This window comes from Hymenobacter sp. 5516J-16 (genome assembly GCF_022919335.1).
Lineage (GTDB): Bacteria > Bacteroidota > Bacteroidia > Cytophagales > Hymenobacteraceae > Hymenobacter > Hymenobacter sublimis.
In genome coordinates, this window is the sequence record NZ_CP095058.1 from 1,583,224 (window position 1) to 1,598,687 (window position 15,464).

The 15,464-nt window shown below is 58.7% G+C and carries 17 protein-coding genes; 5 read left to right on the forward strand and 12 right to left on the reverse strand.

Annotated features, from left to right (window positions below; genetic code table 11):
* Positions 1–139: 139 nt before the first annotated feature.
* The 11 genes from MUN84_RS07745 to MUN84_RS07790 all read right to left on the reverse strand — a co-directional run bounded on the left by MUN84_RS07745 (position 140) and on the right by MUN84_RS07790 (position 8,637).
* Positions 140–484 carry a hypothetical protein gene (locus tag MUN84_RS07745; RefSeq protein WP_244697350.1) on the reverse strand — a complete coding sequence of 115 codons (345 nt, stop codon included), beginning with the start codon at positions 482–484 and terminating at the stop codon, positions 140–142.
* Positions 485–498: 14 nt separating this feature from the next.
* Complete coding sequence (locus tag MUN84_RS07750) at positions 499–1,185, reverse strand: acyltransferase family protein (protein ID WP_244697351.1); 687 nt, start codon at positions 1,183–1,185, stop codon at positions 499–501.
* 193 nt (positions 1,186–1,378) lie between these two features.
* Positions 1,379–2,311: an SDR family oxidoreductase gene (locus MUN84_RS07755; RefSeq protein ID WP_244697352.1), complete on the reverse strand. Its 933-nt coding sequence runs from the start codon at positions 2,309–2,311 to the stop codon at positions 1,379–1,381.
* Positions 2,312–2,314: 3 nt separating this feature from the next.
* Complete coding sequence (locus MUN84_RS07760) at positions 2,315–3,304, reverse strand: family 1 glycosylhydrolase (protein WP_317239208.1); 990 nt, start codon at positions 3,302–3,304, stop codon at positions 2,315–2,317.
* Entirely contained in the window at positions 3,223–3,621 is a 399-nt protein-coding gene (locus tag MUN84_RS07765; protein WP_244697353.1) for a hypothetical protein, read from the reverse strand. Before MUN84_RS07765 ends, MUN84_RS07760 begins: the two co-directional genes overlap by 82 nt.
* A 186-nt stretch (positions 3,622–3,807) precedes the next feature.
* Complete coding sequence (gene glf / locus MUN84_RS07770) at positions 3,808–4,989, reverse strand: UDP-galactopyranose mutase (RefSeq protein WP_244697354.1); 1,182 nt, start codon at positions 4,987–4,989, stop codon at positions 3,808–3,810.
* A gap of 143 nt (positions 4,990–5,132) precedes the next feature.
* The gene (locus MUN84_RS07775; RefSeq protein WP_244697355.1) at positions 5,133–6,380 is read right to left on the reverse strand and encodes a glycosyltransferase family 1 protein; all 1,248 of its coding nucleotides are present in this window, start codon (positions 6,378–6,380) and stop codon (positions 5,133–5,135) included.
* 155 nt (positions 6,381–6,535) lie between these two features.
* Positions 6,536–6,955: a GNAT family N-acetyltransferase gene (locus tag MUN84_RS07780; protein ID WP_244697356.1), complete on the reverse strand. Its 420-nt coding sequence runs from the start codon at positions 6,953–6,955 to the stop codon at positions 6,536–6,538.
* 372 nt (positions 6,956–7,327) lie between these two features.
* Entirely contained in the window at positions 7,328–7,570 is a 243-nt protein-coding gene (locus MUN84_RS23675) for a hypothetical protein (RefSeq protein WP_317239146.1), read from the reverse strand.
* The gene (gene dapF / locus MUN84_RS07785) at positions 7,546–8,136 is read right to left on the reverse strand and encodes a diaminopimelate epimerase (RefSeq protein WP_317239147.1); all 591 of its coding nucleotides are present in this window, start codon (positions 8,134–8,136) and stop codon (positions 7,546–7,548) included. Before dapF ends, MUN84_RS23675 begins: the two co-directional genes overlap by 25 nt.
* An 18-nt stretch (positions 8,137–8,154) precedes the next feature.
* Complete coding sequence (locus MUN84_RS07790; protein WP_244697357.1) at positions 8,155–8,637, reverse strand: DinB family protein; 483 nt, start codon at positions 8,635–8,637, stop codon at positions 8,155–8,157.
* Between the two features lie 103 nt (positions 8,638–8,740).
* On the opposite strand from MUN84_RS07790, the gene MUN84_RS07795 reads away from it, so the two are divergent.
* From MUN84_RS07795 to MUN84_RS07805, 3 genes are all read left to right on the forward strand, one after another.
* Complete coding sequence (locus tag MUN84_RS07795; protein WP_244698717.1) at positions 8,741–9,625, forward strand: class I SAM-dependent methyltransferase; 885 nt, start codon at positions 8,741–8,743, stop codon at positions 9,623–9,625.
* A gap of 130 nt (positions 9,626–9,755) precedes the next feature.
* On the forward strand, positions 9,756–10,697 hold the full coding sequence (locus MUN84_RS07800; protein ID WP_244697358.1) for a phosphatase: 942 nt from the start codon (positions 9,756–9,758) through the stop codon (positions 10,695–10,697).
* 44 nt (positions 10,698–10,741) lie between these two features.
* Positions 10,742–11,809: an Ldh family oxidoreductase gene (locus tag MUN84_RS07805; protein ID WP_244697359.1), complete on the forward strand. Its 1,068-nt coding sequence runs from the start codon at positions 10,742–10,744 to the stop codon at positions 11,807–11,809.
* Positions 11,810–11,884: 75 nt separating this feature from the next.
* Here MUN84_RS07805 and MUN84_RS07810 read toward each other — a convergent pair whose 3' ends face one another.
* Complete coding sequence (locus MUN84_RS07810; RefSeq protein WP_244697360.1) at positions 11,885–12,715, reverse strand: murein L,D-transpeptidase catalytic domain family protein; 831 nt, start codon at positions 12,713–12,715, stop codon at positions 11,885–11,887.
* Positions 12,716–13,025: 310 nt separating this feature from the next.
* On the opposite strand from MUN84_RS07810, the gene MUN84_RS07815 reads away from it, so the two are divergent.
* Positions 13,026–14,039, forward strand: a complete 1,014-nt coding sequence (locus MUN84_RS07815; RefSeq protein WP_244697361.1) for an alpha-amylase family glycosyl hydrolase — start codon at positions 13,026–13,028, stop codon at positions 14,037–14,039.
* Positions 14,040–14,044: 5 nt separating this feature from the next.
* The gene (locus MUN84_RS07820) at positions 14,045–15,388 is read left to right on the forward strand and encodes a T9SS type A sorting domain-containing protein (RefSeq protein ID WP_244697362.1); all 1,344 of its coding nucleotides are present in this window, start codon (positions 14,045–14,047) and stop codon (positions 15,386–15,388) included.
* The last annotated feature ends 76 nt before the right edge of the window (positions 15,389–15,464 follow it).

A 15,464-nucleotide genomic window follows, 5' to 3' on the forward strand; every position in this document is an offset into this window, starting at 1 on the left:
ATTGAAACGCCGGGGCGCATCCCAAATTTACAGGATTTCTAGCCAAAATCGCCCCATATCGTAATGAACAGACAATCTGACGGATTTCGGGGCGGCGGGCGGCTTCGTAAGGGTACTCATGGCGGGGCTTCTTCCCTGCTCAGCGCTTGCTCACAGCCAGGTTATCGGAACTGATAATTGCCCGTTGCGCACTGCGTTTTAGCCAGCGCTTTTCCAGCCCATGCCAGCATAAGAACGCCAGCCCCAGCACAGTAAGCAACACCCCAGCAAAGCTCAACCACGGAGCCGTCTGGAACGCTCCGAGATGGATAAACAATTGAATGAGCGGAAAGTGCACCAAGTAAGTACCATACGATAAGTCGCCCCACTTGCCGGCGGGTAGCTGCACGGGCAGCCGGGTAGCCAGCCAGAGCACTGCCGCCGCATAAAACACGGGCTCGACAACCTCACGCAAACCATGATGACGAACCAGTAGGAAGGCCACTCCGGTAACCAGGGCTACCCAGCCCAGCAGGGCCCAAGGCGGCGCTCCTCGGCCGTGAACAAGGCACCTAGGGCAAAAAAATGCAGTATGCCCGGAAACTGCCGCGCCAGCTCCGTAACTACTTTAGGGCTTAGCCCCGGCACGCGGGGTAGCAGCCAGCTCCAGGCCAAGGCCCCAGCATAGGCCAGCGCAGTGGTGCGGTACGGCCCAAGGCGCCGAAACAGCCACACCAGCACGGGCACGCAGCAGTACAAACACAGCTCCACCTTAATCGTCCAAAGCGAGCCGTTCAGCACCGAAACTGGGTGGCGCTCAAACACGCCGGGCAGGGTAGGTTGCAGAAAGTTTAGGAAGGTAGCATTGGCCGCCAGGTAACGGTAAGCGGCCGGGTGGCGCACAAAATCAGCGGTGGGCAGCGTAGTGGCTACCAGTCCAATCAGCCAGGCCAGCCCGATGACGCCCAGGTAAGCCGGGTAAATTCGGCGGATGCGCTTTTGAGCGTACTCTAGTACGGAGGAGCTACTTAAGTAACTGCGCGTAACTAAGCAGCCACTGATAACGAAGAAGCCTTTCACCGCGAAATCAGCCGATAAAACGGCCAGGAAAGGCTGAAAAGCCGGCAGTTCCGACAGTACGGCCAGGTGGCACAGTACCACTGTTAGGGCCAGGGCCAGCCGCACGGCATCGAAGTTATTTTGCATGGGCAGCAGTCGGGCCAGAGAGGACTCGCAAATTACACCAGCGCGAAAACTTCCGGCCTTCTAAGCGCCACCTAGCCCAAAAACGAGGAAACCCCACTCCTGTATCAGGCTGCGGGGTTTTCACGAAAGGAAGGTGTACGTGCTTAAGGGCGGGGTATTTGTTTACTCAACTGAAACCAGCACTAAAAAGCGGTTAAGAGGCAACGGCCATCGGCTCTTCCACCGAGTTGGTTATAGCGGCCAGCATTTCTGGAATGCACGTATGCAGGCGCTCCTCCGTGGAAGGCAGCAAGTTGCCCTGGCGGCTACCCAGTACGCTGTACGCAGGACGGGCCGCTGCTAGCCCCAGAGCCTGCATGGACCGGGGTACCACAAAGGACGTATCCAGACTGGCCATGTCGGCGGTGAGACGAGCCAAATCGGCCCAAGTATAGGCGCCTTGGTTAGCTAGGTGCCACACGCCGCGCTCCTCGTCGATGAGTAGATCCAGGGCTACGTTTACCAGGTCCGGGACGTAGGTAGGCGAGATAAGCACGTCATCGGCGGCCTCAAATGCCTGCTTGGTATGAGCAGCCCGCAGGGCGGCATACACGAAGTTGTACTCGTCCCAGGGACTAAAGAACGCACTGGTGCGCACCACCAAGGCTTGGGGCATGTGGCGTAGTACGTCGCGTTCCGCCAGGCGCTTGCTGTTGCCGTACACGTTCAGGGGGCAGGGCATGTCGCTTTCCACGTAGGCCGCCGACTTGTTGCCGTCGAACACCAGATCCGAGGAAAACGTCAGAAAGGGCAGTTCACGGTAGGCGCAGGCGGCGGCTAGCACGGCCGGGCCCTGGGTGTTTTCACGGTAGCAGCGCTTGAAGTCGTTTTCCGCTTCGTCTACCCGCACGTAGCCAGCGGTGTTAACCACGGCCCAGGGGTTGTGCTGCACCAGGGCTTTTTCCACGGACAGCGGGTCGGATATATCCAGCTCATTGCGGCCCAGGGCAATAAAGTCAATGCCACGGATGGCACACAGACGCTGAAAGGCCCGGCCCAGGGTTCCATTGCCGCCAGTAATCAACAGGGGCTGCACGGGCGGCAGGATGGCTCCCACGGCTTGGTCGTTAAGGTCAATAATTTGCATAGCTCAGGTGGTTTTGGAGGTAGGACAATGGTGATGGTAGAGAAATCGGTCGTCTCGCTCCCACCATCCTTTGTTGCGGAGTACGGGGTGGTTGTATTCTCCTTCGGTGGCCAGGCTCTTCACCATCTTGAACAGGGCCGTGGGGCGGGGAGTACCGCCGCGCAGGTCGAACACGCCACTTTCGTAAAATGCTCCTTCCCGGGTGAGCAGCGTGTTCCAATCATACGCACCCAGCAACGACCAGATGGTAATGGCGCGCAGGTCTACTCCTTCCTGCTTCAGCTGGTTGGCCGCGTCCCAGATGTACTTTACCCAGCGCATTTGCTCTTCCCGGGTACAGTCTAGATGCACCTCTGTCACGGCAATGGGTAGCTGGTACCGCTCCCAGGCTTCCAGCAGCAAATCATGAATACCGGTCATCTGCACTAGGCGCACACGCACGGCTTCTACATCAGCATAATCCACACGGGCCTCGCTTTGGCACAGGTGCTGGTGGGGAAAATACTGGTGGTTCTCGTCCAGAAACCGCTCACTGGTGATGTAGTGATTGATGCCCAGCACATCAGGAGGTAGCGGATGTTGCACCATTTCCAGCAGCTCGACCTGGGAAGCACCGTTTTGGCGCAGATATTTCCACAGTGGGTGGTGCTCGTCGAGGCGGCCGCAAAGCAGGTCGAAGGTGAGCCAGCGGCGGTTGTTTTCGTATTCGGCCTGCGCCGCCAGCTTGGGCGTGCAGTGGGTTTTACCCAGGTCCTCAGTTTGTACTAGCTGGGCATCGGGGGTGACCTGCCGAATAGCCTTCATGGCTTCCTTCACTCCCTTGATATGGTTGAGCTGAATGCGTACGAACGTTTTGTCGTCGAGGCCGTGGGGGTACCAGATACCGTAGAGGCCGCTGAAGCGCGCCGTAGTCAGGGGCTCGTTAACGGGAGTATAGTGCTTGATCCAGGGTAGCGTTCGGCTACCATACCCGCAAAGCGCGCCAGCCCCGATACAAAGTTCTTTTTGTGCAGGGCCGTGTAATGGGGGCCGCTACCGTGGTGCAGCAGCGTTACAATGGGGTCGATGCCTAACTCCCGGAGGCGGTTCATTCGCTCGTCGGTCCAGGTCCAGTCGGGGGTATCGAGGCTTTCCGGGGCTACTTGCTCCCACAAAATGGGGTAGCGCAGCTTGCGGATGCCCAACTCAGCGAAGCGGTCCAAGTCTTCGAGCCGGGTGCGGTGTCCACTGCTCACGAGCTGGTCGGAATAGCCGTTGCCAACTCGCCGAATGGTGCACTCAATACCACCCCACATTTCTACTTTTTCCATATTCTTCAGGATTTAAAACAGGTTGCTCCGTTCTACCAGTGTCGAGTTACAGGTAGCTGAAAACAACTCTGTCACGCTGAGTCGGCAGTAAGCAGCGCTACAGTAGCAGCCAGGGGCGTTTACTGAGCAACATTGCTTACTACCAGCTCAGCGTGACAGACGCTTGGCAACCGGTGCGTATCTGCGCTATTCCTTAGCGGGGTCGCGCGGCACGAGCTTTTCCATGATGGATGCCGAACCGATAATGGTTGGCTTTGCTACTTTCTGAGCCTCCTCGGGCTTCTCGGTGAGTTTCTTGTAGAGGGTCAGGGCCTGCGCTACCACCTGGTCCATGTTGTAGTACTTGTAGGTAGCTAGGCGGCCTACAAAGTGCACATTCGGGGTTTCGTCGGCCAGTTTCTTGTACTTGTTGTACAGTTCAGCGTTTTCGAGGCGTGGCACGGGGTAGTACGGGTCACCTTCAGCCTTCGGATACTCGTACACGATGCTGGTTTTCGGGTGCTTCTGGCCGGTCAGGGCTTTGAACTCCGTAATGCGCGTGTACAGGTTGTCGTTGGGGTAGTTTACTACCGGTGCAGCCAAGTAGTTTTCCTGGTTCAGGGTCTCGTGCTTGAACTCCAGGGAGCGGTAAGGCAGCTTGCCGTACTTGAAGTCGAAGTATTCGTCTACCGGGCCCGTGAAAATCATTTCCTTGAACGGGATGAAGTCGACGATGTCGTGGTAGTCGGTGTTGAGCATCACCTTAATGTTGGGGTGGTCTAGCATGCGCTCAAACATGCGGGTGTAGCCGTGCAGCGGCATGGCCTGATAGGTATCGGTGAAATACCGGTCGTCGCGGTTGGTGCGGGTAGGCACGCGCGAAGTCACCGATTTATCCAGCTCCGAAGGATCCATGCCCCACTGCTTGCGGGTGTAGTTGCGGAAAAACTTTTCGTACAGCTCGCGGCCTACTTTGCTTACTACTACGTCTTCCGACGTCTTGATAACCGGCACCTGCTCGGCCAACGACTCCAGGAATTGCTCTACCTCGAAGCTGTTCAGCGACAAACCGTAGAGCTTGTTAATGGTATCCAGGTTAATGGGCATGGGCACCAGCTGGCCATCAACGGAAGCTAGTACGCGGTGCTCATAAGGGCGCCAATCGGTGAAATTGGACAGGTACTCGAATACGTCTTTCGAGTTAGTATGGAAGATGTGCGGACCGTACTTGTGGACCAGGATACCTTCTTCGTTGTAGTGGTCGTAGGCGTTGCCAGCAATATGGCTGCGCTTATCTACAATGAGTACTTTTTTATTGGAGCGCGTAGCGAGCCGCTCGGCCAATACACTGCCGGCAAACCCGGCTCCGACGATGAGATAATCGAACATAGCAAAGCGGTTTTTTAGGGAAGAATGAGGGGGAAAGGAGGGCGGTGTGCAGTAAGGAGCGAGAAACAACGTTTGGTGGGAAGCAAGGTGGCCTTCCGGCCCCTGGGCTTGCGCCAACCAGTGAAGAAGTAGCGCCTTACCAGTTACGCCGTGGCCGAATTGGCAGTGGAAGTACTGGTAGTAGCGGAGGGTAGTTTCTTCTGCATCAACTCAACCATCTGCTGCCAGGTCTGGTCCCAGCTAATGGTGGCGAGGTAGTCATCGGTACGCTGGCGCCAATCTGCATCCTGGTGTTGGAGCAGCGCTTTGGCAATGGCTTGCCCAAACTCGTCAGCGGTAGCCGCAATCTGTACTAGGTTCAGGTCACCGTACGGCCGCACTACGTCGCGGATGGGAGTGCTAACCACCGGGCGGCCGGCGGCCAAATATTCCGGCGTTTTTGTGGGCGAGATAAACTTGGTGCTTTCGTTATCAGCGAAAAGCAACGTAGCCACGTCCCAGCCGCGCAGGTAGGCGGGCAGCTCTTGATAATCTTTGCTACCGAGGTAGTGAATATTCTGCTGGCGCGGCAGTTGAGCGGGGTCAATCTTGACTACCGGACCAATAATGACGAACTGCCATTCTGGGTGAGCATCGGCCAGTTGGCGCAGTAGCTCAATGTCGAGGCGCTCATCTACCACCCCGAAGAAACCAACGCGGGGATGCGCAATGCCGGCTTGGTCAGCGGGTTCGGGCATCTCTTGGCGGGCTTGGCCGAAGTGGGCCTTGTCGATGCTGCTGGGGAAAGGGTGCGCATCAGCGTGCTGCTGGCTTTTGGCCTCGTACAGGGTGTGCCCGCCCGTGAAGACGTAGTCGGCTTTTTGAAATAGCTCCTGCTCCCGCTCGCGCAAGGCTGGGGGCGCAAACTTGAAGGCCGCCAGCTCATCCATGCAATCATAAATGGTAAGCACCGGCTGAAAGCCGCGCGATTTACCAATTGCCATCGGGGTATAATACCAGGCAATAAAGTCTTGAACTCCTTGCTCCTCAAAATACCGACGGAGCACTTCGTATTGCGCCTGCTCCGAGTTCTGCTCCTGGTGGCGCAGTTGGTCCGGCAAATGCACGACCAGTACTTTCAGGCCGTTCTGCCGCTCTTTTACTTCAATGTGCGGCTCAATCAGATTGTCGGCGTGGTAGAAGGCATCTTCCACGTAAAACACCCGGCCATGCTGCGCAAAGCGCGACATTAGGTGTTGCGGACGCTGCCACACAAAATCCCAGTGTAAATGCGCAAAGCAAACCAGGTCGGGCAGGTTATAGGGTAGGGTTACGGCAGGGGCAGCAGGTTTGGAGGAGAGAGCAGGTTCGGAGGCGCGCACTGGCGGCTCCGCTGGTGGAGACAGCGACATAGAAGCGAGATAATACGTTAGAACAGCAGCTTCACTACCCGCCCGGAAACCAAGACGGCCGGCCGCTGTTTACCTATCATACGCTACCCCCGGAAAAAGGGTATGGCTGAGCTTCAACTAAGAGCGTTAGACAGTTGAGCCTGACTCAAAAGGCCTTACGTGCCTTGCTGTAGTATTAGTTGCATTTCAACGGCATTTTGCCAGCCCTGCGCCGTGCGCAACCATTCTTTGCGTACGCCAACTTCCGTAAAGCCCGCCGCCGCGAACAGGCGAATACTAGCCTGGTTAGTCGCCGAAATAGTACAATACACCTGATGCAGCCGTAATACCTGCCGAGCGTACGGTATAACTAATTCTAACGCTGCCCTAGCGTAGCCACGGCGCCTATACTCGCCTTGCACGGTAATGCCCACGGCGGCCCGCTGGTGCAGGGGTTCAAACCCGAATATGTCCAAAGCGCCAACTGCCGCACCGCTGCCAGTGTCGGAAATAATCAGCCGCATCTGCCGCACCTCAAAAAAATCGGCGGCGGCATTATCCAGGTACTGCCGCAGCACATGCCGCGAAACCGGCACCAACGTGTCCGATACTCCCAAACGCTCGGATCATTTTCCAGCGCGTACAGGAAATCGAGGTCTTCGGCTTCAAGAGGGCGCAGAAAAATCAGGTCGGAGGAGAGCATAGGTAGGGAGGTAGTCGGCAGGTGCCCGGTAAACCTACGCATCGGGGCTTAAAACGAGGCTAAAGGCTTCTGTTATGGCCTTTCAAGCTTGGTTACGTGATGGTCATGTGGTCGTTAAATCGAAAGACCGTCATGCAGAGCGCAGTATACGTGAGCACCCAGGCCGGCCAGGCAATCAGCCTAATAGTTCGACTATAATTACCACTAAACACAACGACCTCCCTGGTCGGAGAGGTCGTTGTGTTTAAATGAGACAACGGGGCGGCTATTTCTGTCTGTCGGCTACCTCAAGCTTGCCATCGAAGACGCGGGTAGCGGGGCCGCTGAGGTAGATGTTGGTGAAGGAGCCGTCGGGTTTGGCGTCGAAGGCCACGCGTAGGTCGCCGCCGGGAGTGCGCAGGTGCACGGGGCTGGTAGCACCGCGCCGGGATGCGGCCAGGGCCACGGCCGTGACACCGGTGCCGCAGCTCAGGGTTTCGTCTTCTACGCCTCGCTCATAGGTGCGCACCTGCCAGGGCTGGCCGGGGTAGCCGGCGATTCTACAAAGTTGACGTTGGTGCCTTTCTCCCGGAACCGCTCATTGTAGCGGTAGGCGCGGCCCTCGGTGTACACGTTCAGCTCGGCCAGAGTGCTGGCGGGCAGAAAGCGGACCAGATGAGGGGAGCCAGTATCCAGAAACACGCCGTACTCTTCTACCTCCTGCTGGCCAATTACGTCCTGCATGCGCAGGTGCACGGTGCCGTCGGCATCTACCCGGCCATCGTGGGGGCCATCGGCGGCCAGAAACCGGGTTTGGGTTTCGATGACGCCGAGCTGTTTGGCGAAGGCCACTGTGCAGCGCCCCCCGTTGCCGCACATGGAGCCCAAGTAGCCATCGGCGTTAAAGTACACCATCTCGAAATCGTACTGGGCGTGCTGGCGAAGCAGAATCAGCCCATCGGCCCCGATGCCGCGGCGCCGGTCGCAGAGGAAGCGCACTAAGTGAGAATTGGTTTCGTCGAACTGGCGGGAACGGTCGTCCACCATCACGAAGTCATTGCCGGTGCCCTGGTATTTGAAAAAGGATAACGTCACGGGAAAAGCAAAAAAGAGTCAGAAAGATTTGCGCAGCAGGGCTACCTGGCCGGCGTGGTAAAGATAATGCTGGGCGGTACCATGCAGCAGCACGTACCAGGAATCTGAGGAGCCGGTGGCGGGGTAGCGGCCGGAATCAGGCACGATATCCAGGTCGGCATCTGGCAGCCGCTGCACGGCGGCTAGTAACCGCTGATGAGCCCGCACGAGTTCCTGCCGGGCCTGCTGCCAAGCCGCCTCATCGGGGGTGGCAGGAAACGGAGGCCAGTCGGGAGCGGCGAGCGGCGTTAGAGTCCGCTGCTCTAGGCGTTGCGCCACGGTTAGCGTCCAGGTAGTCAGGTGGCAAACTAACTCGCCAATGCTGTGCGCCTGCGCTAGTGGTCGCGCCGCGGCCTGGGCTGCCGTCAGGCCGGCCAGGGTTGCCTGCAACGACGGTCCCGACCAGGCGTCGCCGTCGAAAGCCCGCTGCAATTGTTCCGTGATTCGGGCTACTTCCCGCATGCTTCCTCTTCTGCTACGTTTCCTACCCTGTTTCGTGCCGGCCAATGCTGCGCCATGCCGTACCTTTGCCAGCCTGCCCCGCGGGCAGCGTAAAGGTAGTTCTATGTACACGTTCCTCACCACCAGCCCCTGGGCCGACTACGAGCTGATTGACGCCGGCAACTTTGAGAAGCTGGAGCGCTTCGGCAAACACATCCTGGCTCGCCCCGAACCCCAGGCCATCTGGGACCCCCACCTGCCGGCTTCGGAATGGCAGCGCGCCAATGCCATCTTCACCCGCGAAAAAGGCAGCCAGGAGCGGGGCCAGTGGAAAATAAAGCCGGGCACGCCCGAGCAGTGGATTATCGGGTATGAGCGGCCCGATGGGCTGAAGCTGCGGTTTCGGCTGGGTATGTCGTCGTTTAAGCACGTCGGGCTGTTTCCGGAGCAGGACCCCAACTGGCAGTTCATTTACCAGCAAACGCGCAAGCGCCAGGCTGCCCAGCCCCGGGTGCTTAACCTGTTTGCGTACACCGGGGCCGCTACCCTGGCCGCCCGCGCCGCTGGCGCCGACGTCACTCACCTCGACTCGGTGAAGCAGGTGAACTTCTGGGCCCGCGACAACATGGAAGCTTCGAGCCTAGATGGGGTGCGCTGGCTGGTGGAAGACGCCATGAAGTACGTGCGGCGCGAGGTGAAACGTGGCAGCAAGTACCAGGGCCTGATTCTGGACCCACCTGCTTACGGCCGTGGCCCCAACGGCGAGAAGTGGCAGCTGGAAGACGAACTGAACGAGATGCTCAAGCTGTGTAAGGAGCTGCTAGACCCTCAGGACCACTTTTTCCTGGTGAACTTGTACTCCCTGGGCTTCTCGGCCCTGATTCTGGAAAACCTGGTGCACGAAATTTTCCCGGAGGCCCGCCACACCCGCGAAATCGGGGAAATTTATCTGCACGACGCGGCCGCCCGTAAGCTGCCGCTCGGCACCTTCTGCCGGTTTGCTACCTAGTAGGCGGTAAAGAGGTAAGACAGATGAATGTCATTCCTCGGCTACGCTCGAAATGACGTTCTGATGAAATGATGCTCCTTTAGCTTACCTCCCCTACCCTCCTTTCTTCACACCCTCCTACCCTTCCCCTATGCGCCACCGCCGTCTGGCCCTGATTGACATGGGCACGAATACGTTTCACTTGCTCATTGTGGAGCTGCCCGAGCCTAGCCACCAGCAGCCCGTTACGCTGCTGCGCACCAAGGTGGGCGTGCGGCTGGGCGAGGGCGGCATCAGCAAGGGCGAAATTGCCCCAGCCGCCTTTGAGCGGGCCCTGCATACGCTGGTTGGCTTCAAGGAGGAAATTGAGCTGCACCAAGTAACAGAAGTGCGGGCCACGGCCACCAGCGCCATGCGCGTGACCCGCAATGGGCCGGCCCTGGCCCAGGCCATCTTCGAGCAAACCGGCATTCGGGTAGAGGTTATTCCGGGCGAGCGGGAGGCCGAGCTGATTGCCAAAGGCGTGCGCTGGGCCGTGCCCTTGGGCACCCAGCCCCATTTAATCATGGACATCGGCGGCGGCTCGGTGGAGTTTATCATTGCTGATGCCACAACTATTTTCTGGAAGCAGAGCTTTGAAATTGGGGCCCAGCGCCTACTCGACAAGTTTTTCCCTGACCCCAGCGGCGTGTTTCCTCCCGAGGCGGTAGCGGCCGAGCAGGAGTACCTAACGGCCGTACTGGCCCCACTGGCCGCAGCAGTGCAGCAGTACCAGCCGGTAGGCATTGTCGGGGCCTCGGGCAGCTTCGATAGTCTGGCGGACATGCAATTGGGCCGACTCCGGACCGAAGCCGAGTTACCGCCCCGCACCGAATTAGCCATTAGCAGCTTCCAGGCCAGCTACCAGCAACTGCTCAGCCTAACCCACGAGCAGCGGGTAGCGCTGCCCGGCATCTTGCCCATGCGCGCCGATATGCTAGTGGTAGCCAGTGTGCTGATTGCCCTGGTGCTGAACATGACCGGCGCAACCAGCATCCACACTTCCGCCTACGCCCTCAAGGAAGGCCTGCTAGCCGAAATGCTGGAGCAGTAATCGGTTAATGCGGCCTCCCGCCATCCTTCCCCCTACCCTGCCTCATGCCAACGACTTTTCCCTATACCCAGCTCTTTGCCTTCACAGAGTCTGTTTTTAAAGGTATCGGCTGCTCCGACGAAGACGCTACTCTAGCCACCGAAACCCTGCTTTCCGCCGATTTGCGCGGCATCGACTCGCACGGCGTGGCCCGCCTCGTGGGTTACGTTCGGCTTTGGGAAGCCGGCCGCATCAACGCCACGCCCCGGGTAGGCGTCACGTACGAAACGCCTAGCACTGCCGTAGTAGATGGCGACGGTGGCCTGGGGCTGGTAGTTGGGCCTAAAGCCATGCAGGTAGCTCTGGAAAAGGCCCGGCAGGTAGGCACGGGCTGGGTATCAGTAAAGAACTCCAACCACTTCGGTATTGCCGGCTACCACGCCATGAAGGCCCTGGCCCACGACATGATTGGGGTAGCCATGACCAACGCCTCCCCCCTGGTAGCCCCCACGTATTCGCTGGAACGCCTACTGGGCACTAACCCCATTGCCGTGGCCGTGCCCGCCGGCGACCAGCCCGATTTTGTGCTGGACATGGCCACGACCACCGCCGCTAACGGCAAGCTAGAAATTGCCCAACGCAAGAACCTGCCCATTCCCGAAGGCTGGGCCCAAGATGCGCACGGCGTGGGCTCCACGGATCCGAATGCCGTAAAAAACGGCGGGGCCCTGCTTCCGTTGGGTGGTGCTACTGGCTCGCACAAGGGGTACGGGTTGGGAGCCGTGGTAGATATTTTCTCGGCTGTGCTCAGCGGCGCCAACTACGGGCCGTGGGTGCCACCGTTCGTGGCCTTCCTGCAACCTTCGGCCAATCCCGTGGGCGAGGGCCTGGGCCATTTCTTTGGGGCTATGCGAGTCGATGCCTTTCGGCCGGCCGCCGAGTTCAAGGCCCACATGGATAACTGGATTACCACTTTTCGCCAGGCCCGCGCCACGGAAGGCCAGCACGTGCGTATTCCCGGCGACCCGGAGCGGGAAATATCGGCGCACCGTCTGCTAGACGGAATTCCGCTGCTGGACCCCGTTGTTCAGGACCTGGAAACCGTCGGCGCTAAGTTTGGAGTAAAGCTGTAAGAGGGTTTTACCTTGTCTATCATAAAAAAAGCCCGCCTGGAATACCAGGCGGGCTTTCTTACGAATAACAACGTGCTAGATTAGGTGGGCGTCGCTGAGCAATTTGCTCATAGCCACTTCTTCATTTAAGTACTTCGACGAGTACTGGGTATCGGGGCCGTTCAAGAACAGGCACGTCTGGCCACCTACAGCCTCAATAATGGCGTCTTTCTGATCCATGGGCAAAGCTGGGCAGCCAAGGCTACGGCCCAGGCGGCCGTACTGCCGGATAAAGTCTTCGCTCACATACTCAGCGCCGTGCATGACCACTGAGCGCAACAAGGCGTTGGTGTTGTAGCCCTCATCTACGCCTTGCAATTTCAAAGACAGGCCGTGCTTACCGGTATACTCGCCTTGGGTTACATAGAAACCCAGGCTGCTCATGTTCGACTCGTTCTCGTTGGAGAAGTTGGTCGCCATGTTTTCACCGGAGTTGTGGCCGTGCGCTACCAGCGTGTGGAACTTAACCTGCTTGTTGGCCAGGTCCAGCACCCACAGGCGCTTTTGCGTGGAAGGCAAACCGAAGTCGACTACGGTTAGTAACTGCTTATTACTAAGCTTACCTTCCTGCTCCAGGTTGAGGTAGCCCGTCATCGCCTTCTGGAACACCTCATAGCGTAGGCCCTGCTGTTCCACGCCCAACTCTTGATACAGGCTCTGCATACGCTGGTCAAACAGCACAGCTTTCATGGCCTCCGGCGAAATGGAGCGCAACTCCGAGCCGGTGGTAGCAGCTTTCGATTTGGTCACGGGAGCGGCCAACGGAGTAGCCAGGAACAGAGAGGCTACAAACGGCAGCACGCGGCGAGCCATCCGACGGGTGCGGCGCTTCAGGCGCTGGCGGCGAACTACACTCTGATTTTCCATCGACACAGTTCAGTTTCGGGTTTTCAGTAAAGTGCTTGTTTCTGCACGAAACAGACATTACGGGTTTTACGAAACAGAGCCCATTGCAGATACATAAACAGGCCCCGAAATCTGTACCCCTCTATTTAAAGGCGCAATTCAGCAGATAGATTCCCATTCGGTGAAAAACGGCAAAAAGAACATTAACATTCAGCAATACAACACCAGCTTCTCACTACCCAATTTTCCACATTAGAGGCCCCAAATCCGCTCTTATCGGCGCAATGCGCGTCGTTTCTTTTTCCCACCAACCAATTCCCACATTTCTCACATGCACACATGTACACATTGGATGCGCAAGCTCACCCTAGCCGCCGCGGCACTGCTGGCGCTGGGCGGGCAACCCGCTAAGGCCCAGAAAGTAGTCCTGCAGGGCTACTGGTGGGACTACTGGAACAGCAATTACCCGAATGGCTGGGCTAACTACGTTGCCTTGCTGGCTCCGCGGCTGAAAGCCATGGGCATTGATGCCGTGTGGCTGCCCCCAAGCATCAAAAACGGTAACCAAGGCAACGGCTACTCGCCCTTCGACAACTACGACCTGGGCGACAAGTACCAGAAAGGCTTCACGGCTACCCGTCTGGGTACCAAGGATGAGCTGCTGCGGGCCGTGGCTGTGCTGCACGCCAACGGTATTGAAGTAGTGCAGGACATCGTGCTGAACCACAACGATGGCGCGGGCTCCCAGACCGGTGCCGGCGGGCAGGACCCGGCGGCCTGGGAGGATGGCTCCACCAGCAAGTACAAGAACTTCCGCTACGTGAGCTACAGCAAGCCCGCTACCGCGGAAGATGCGGCGAACTACCTGGCCCGCAACGGCCGCTTTCCTAAAAACTGGCAGAACTTCAACCCCAACCCGGGCAACAACTCTACCTCCGGCGACTGGAACGCCGTGTACTTCGGGCCCGACGTAAGCTACTACAACGGCTCCTACGGTCAGAGCTCCAACGCTACCTTTAACCCCGCCCAATCGGCTGACTACATGCGCACCAACGTGCGCAACTGGCTGGTGTGGTACAAGAAGCAAGTAGGCTTTGATGGCGTCCGGATGGATGCCGTAAAACACTTCCCCGATGCTGCCTCCGAGGATTTCCTCTACAACCTGCAAAGCAACGCGGGCTGGGCCTCGGGTAGCGCTACCATGTACGCCGTGGGCGAATGGGTAGGCTCCGCGGGCCAGATGGACGGCTGGGTGGCCAACGTACAGAACCGGGCCGGCACCTTCGATTTTTCCTTACGCAATGGCCTTTACAGCATTGTGAGCGGGGCGGCAACTTCGACATAGGCTCGTTGCCAGGGTACCAGCAGGGCGCGCGGGTAGTAAACATCAACGGGCAGTACGTGCACCGCACCGTGCCGTTCGTAAACAACCACGACACGTTCCGGCCCCAGGTAGACGCCAACGGCAACTACATCGGCTGGAACACTGGCTCGGAACTAGCCCCCCACATCGATCCGTTTGACCCGCGCCTGTCGGCTACGTATGCAGCGGCCCTGGCCCTGGACGGTTCCCCGCAGATCTTTTTCGAGGATTTGTTTAACGTGGGCAGCACCAGCAAGCGCTACTCGCACCAGCCCACCAGCACTACTGATTTGCCCCTGCGCGCCGACATCGAGAACCTGATTTGGTGCCACCAGAATCTGCGCTTCAAGGACGGAGCCTACAAAGTACGCTACCAAGCCCCCGACCACCTCGTAATTGAGCGCGGCGCCAAGGCCATTATCGGTATCAACGACAACTTCTCGGCCTGGCAGAACAATACCGTTGCCTGTGACTTTGCCCCCGGCACGGTGCTCAAAGATTATTCCGGGGCTAATGGCACGGCTACCGTTACGGTGAGCAGCACCCAGACTGTGACCATCAATACGCCACCCTGCAACGGCACGGCTAGCGCCGGCCGTCGGGGCTACTCGGTGTGGGCCCCCACGGGCATTGGCACCAACTATACTCGCGCGGCCATGGCTACCACCCAGGAGTGGGAACTAGCCGATGACCTGGGCGACTCGCACGCTTCCTCGCTGAAGCAGGGCGGGCAGCTGCCGGCTTCCTCTACGGCGTACCGCACGGCCGGCCGCATTTATGTGGCTTCGGGCAAAGCCGTCAGCTACACCCTGTTTCCTACAGATGCCACCCGCAGCCTAGCCGTGGAGCTAATCAACAGCAGCGGCACGGTGCTGAGCAGCAAAACCGGAACGGGCAACCTTACCGGTACCTACACTCCCACTGCCACCGGCTGGATTACGCTGCGGGCTAAGAACGCGGTGGCCACCAACCCTGGTCAGCGGGCCTTTGTGAAGGCTACCTACACGGCCCCAACTGTACTTAGCAGCACGGCCCTGCGCGAAAGCACGGTAACGGCGGCCCCGGCCGCTACCCCCACCGGCACCGACCTACTGGTGTACCCCAACCCCACCAGCGCTGACCGAATTGAGGTGGTGCTGCAGTCGGAGCAGGATGTGACGGCCACGCTACGCCTGCTGGATCTGACTGGCCGCTTGGTGCATGAGCAGTCGGTGCGGCTGTACCCGGGCACTACGGAGCAGCGCCTCACCGTAGGCCGCGCGCTGCCAGCCGGCGTGTACCAGTTGCACGTGCCGGAGCTAGGCCTCAGTCGGAAGGTAGTAGTGCGGTAGTCGCCTACCTCTGCTTCTGCACAGCAAAAAGCCCCGCCGAAAATTCGGCGGGGCTTTTTTGATTTTTTCTTCGCTA

What these genes read in the sequence shown, in the direction of transcription:
- MUN84_RS07775 (WP_244697355.1), bottom strand. Translation starts at nt 6,380, where the DNA reads ATGTCGCTGTCTCCACCAGCGGAGCCGCCAGTGCGCGCCTCCGAACCT.
- MUN84_RS07790 (WP_244697357.1), bottom strand. Translation starts at nt 8,637, where the DNA reads ATGCGGGAAGTAGCCCGAATCACGGAACAATTGCAGCGGGCTTTCGAC.
- MUN84_RS07765 (WP_244697353.1), bottom strand. Translation starts at nt 3,621, where the DNA reads ATGGAAAAAGTAGAAATGTGGGGTGGTATTGAGTGCACCATTCGGCGA.
- MUN84_RS07805 (WP_244697359.1), top strand. Translation starts at nt 10,742, where the DNA reads ATGCCAACGACTTTTCCCTATACCCAGCTCTTTGCCTTCACAGAGTCT.
- MUN84_RS07800 (WP_244697358.1), top strand. Translation starts at nt 9,756, where the DNA reads ATGCGCCACCGCCGTCTGGCCCTGATTGACATGGGCACGAATACGTTT.
- MUN84_RS07755 (WP_244697352.1), bottom strand. Translation starts at nt 2,311, where the DNA reads ATGCAAATTATTGACCTTAACGACCAAGCCGTGGGAGCCATCCTGCCG.
- glf (WP_244697354.1), bottom strand. Translation starts at nt 4,989, where the DNA reads ATGTTCGATTATCTCATCGTCGGAGCCGGGTTTGCCGGCAGTGTATTG.
- MUN84_RS07815 (WP_244697361.1), top strand. Translation starts at nt 13,026, where the DNA reads ATGCACACATGTACACATTGGATGCGCAAGCTCACCCTAGCCGCCGCG.
- MUN84_RS07810 (WP_244697360.1), bottom strand. Translation starts at nt 12,715, where the DNA reads ATGGAAAATCAGAGTGTAGTTCGCCGCCAGCGCCTGAAGCGCCGCACC.
- MUN84_RS07795 (WP_244698717.1), top strand. Translation starts at nt 8,741, where the DNA reads ATGTACACGTTCCTCACCACCAGCCCCTGGGCCGACTACGAGCTGATT.
- MUN84_RS07750 (WP_244697351.1), bottom strand. Translation starts at nt 1,185, where the DNA reads ATGCAAAATAACTTCGATGCCGTGCGGCTGGCCCTGGCCCTAACAGTG.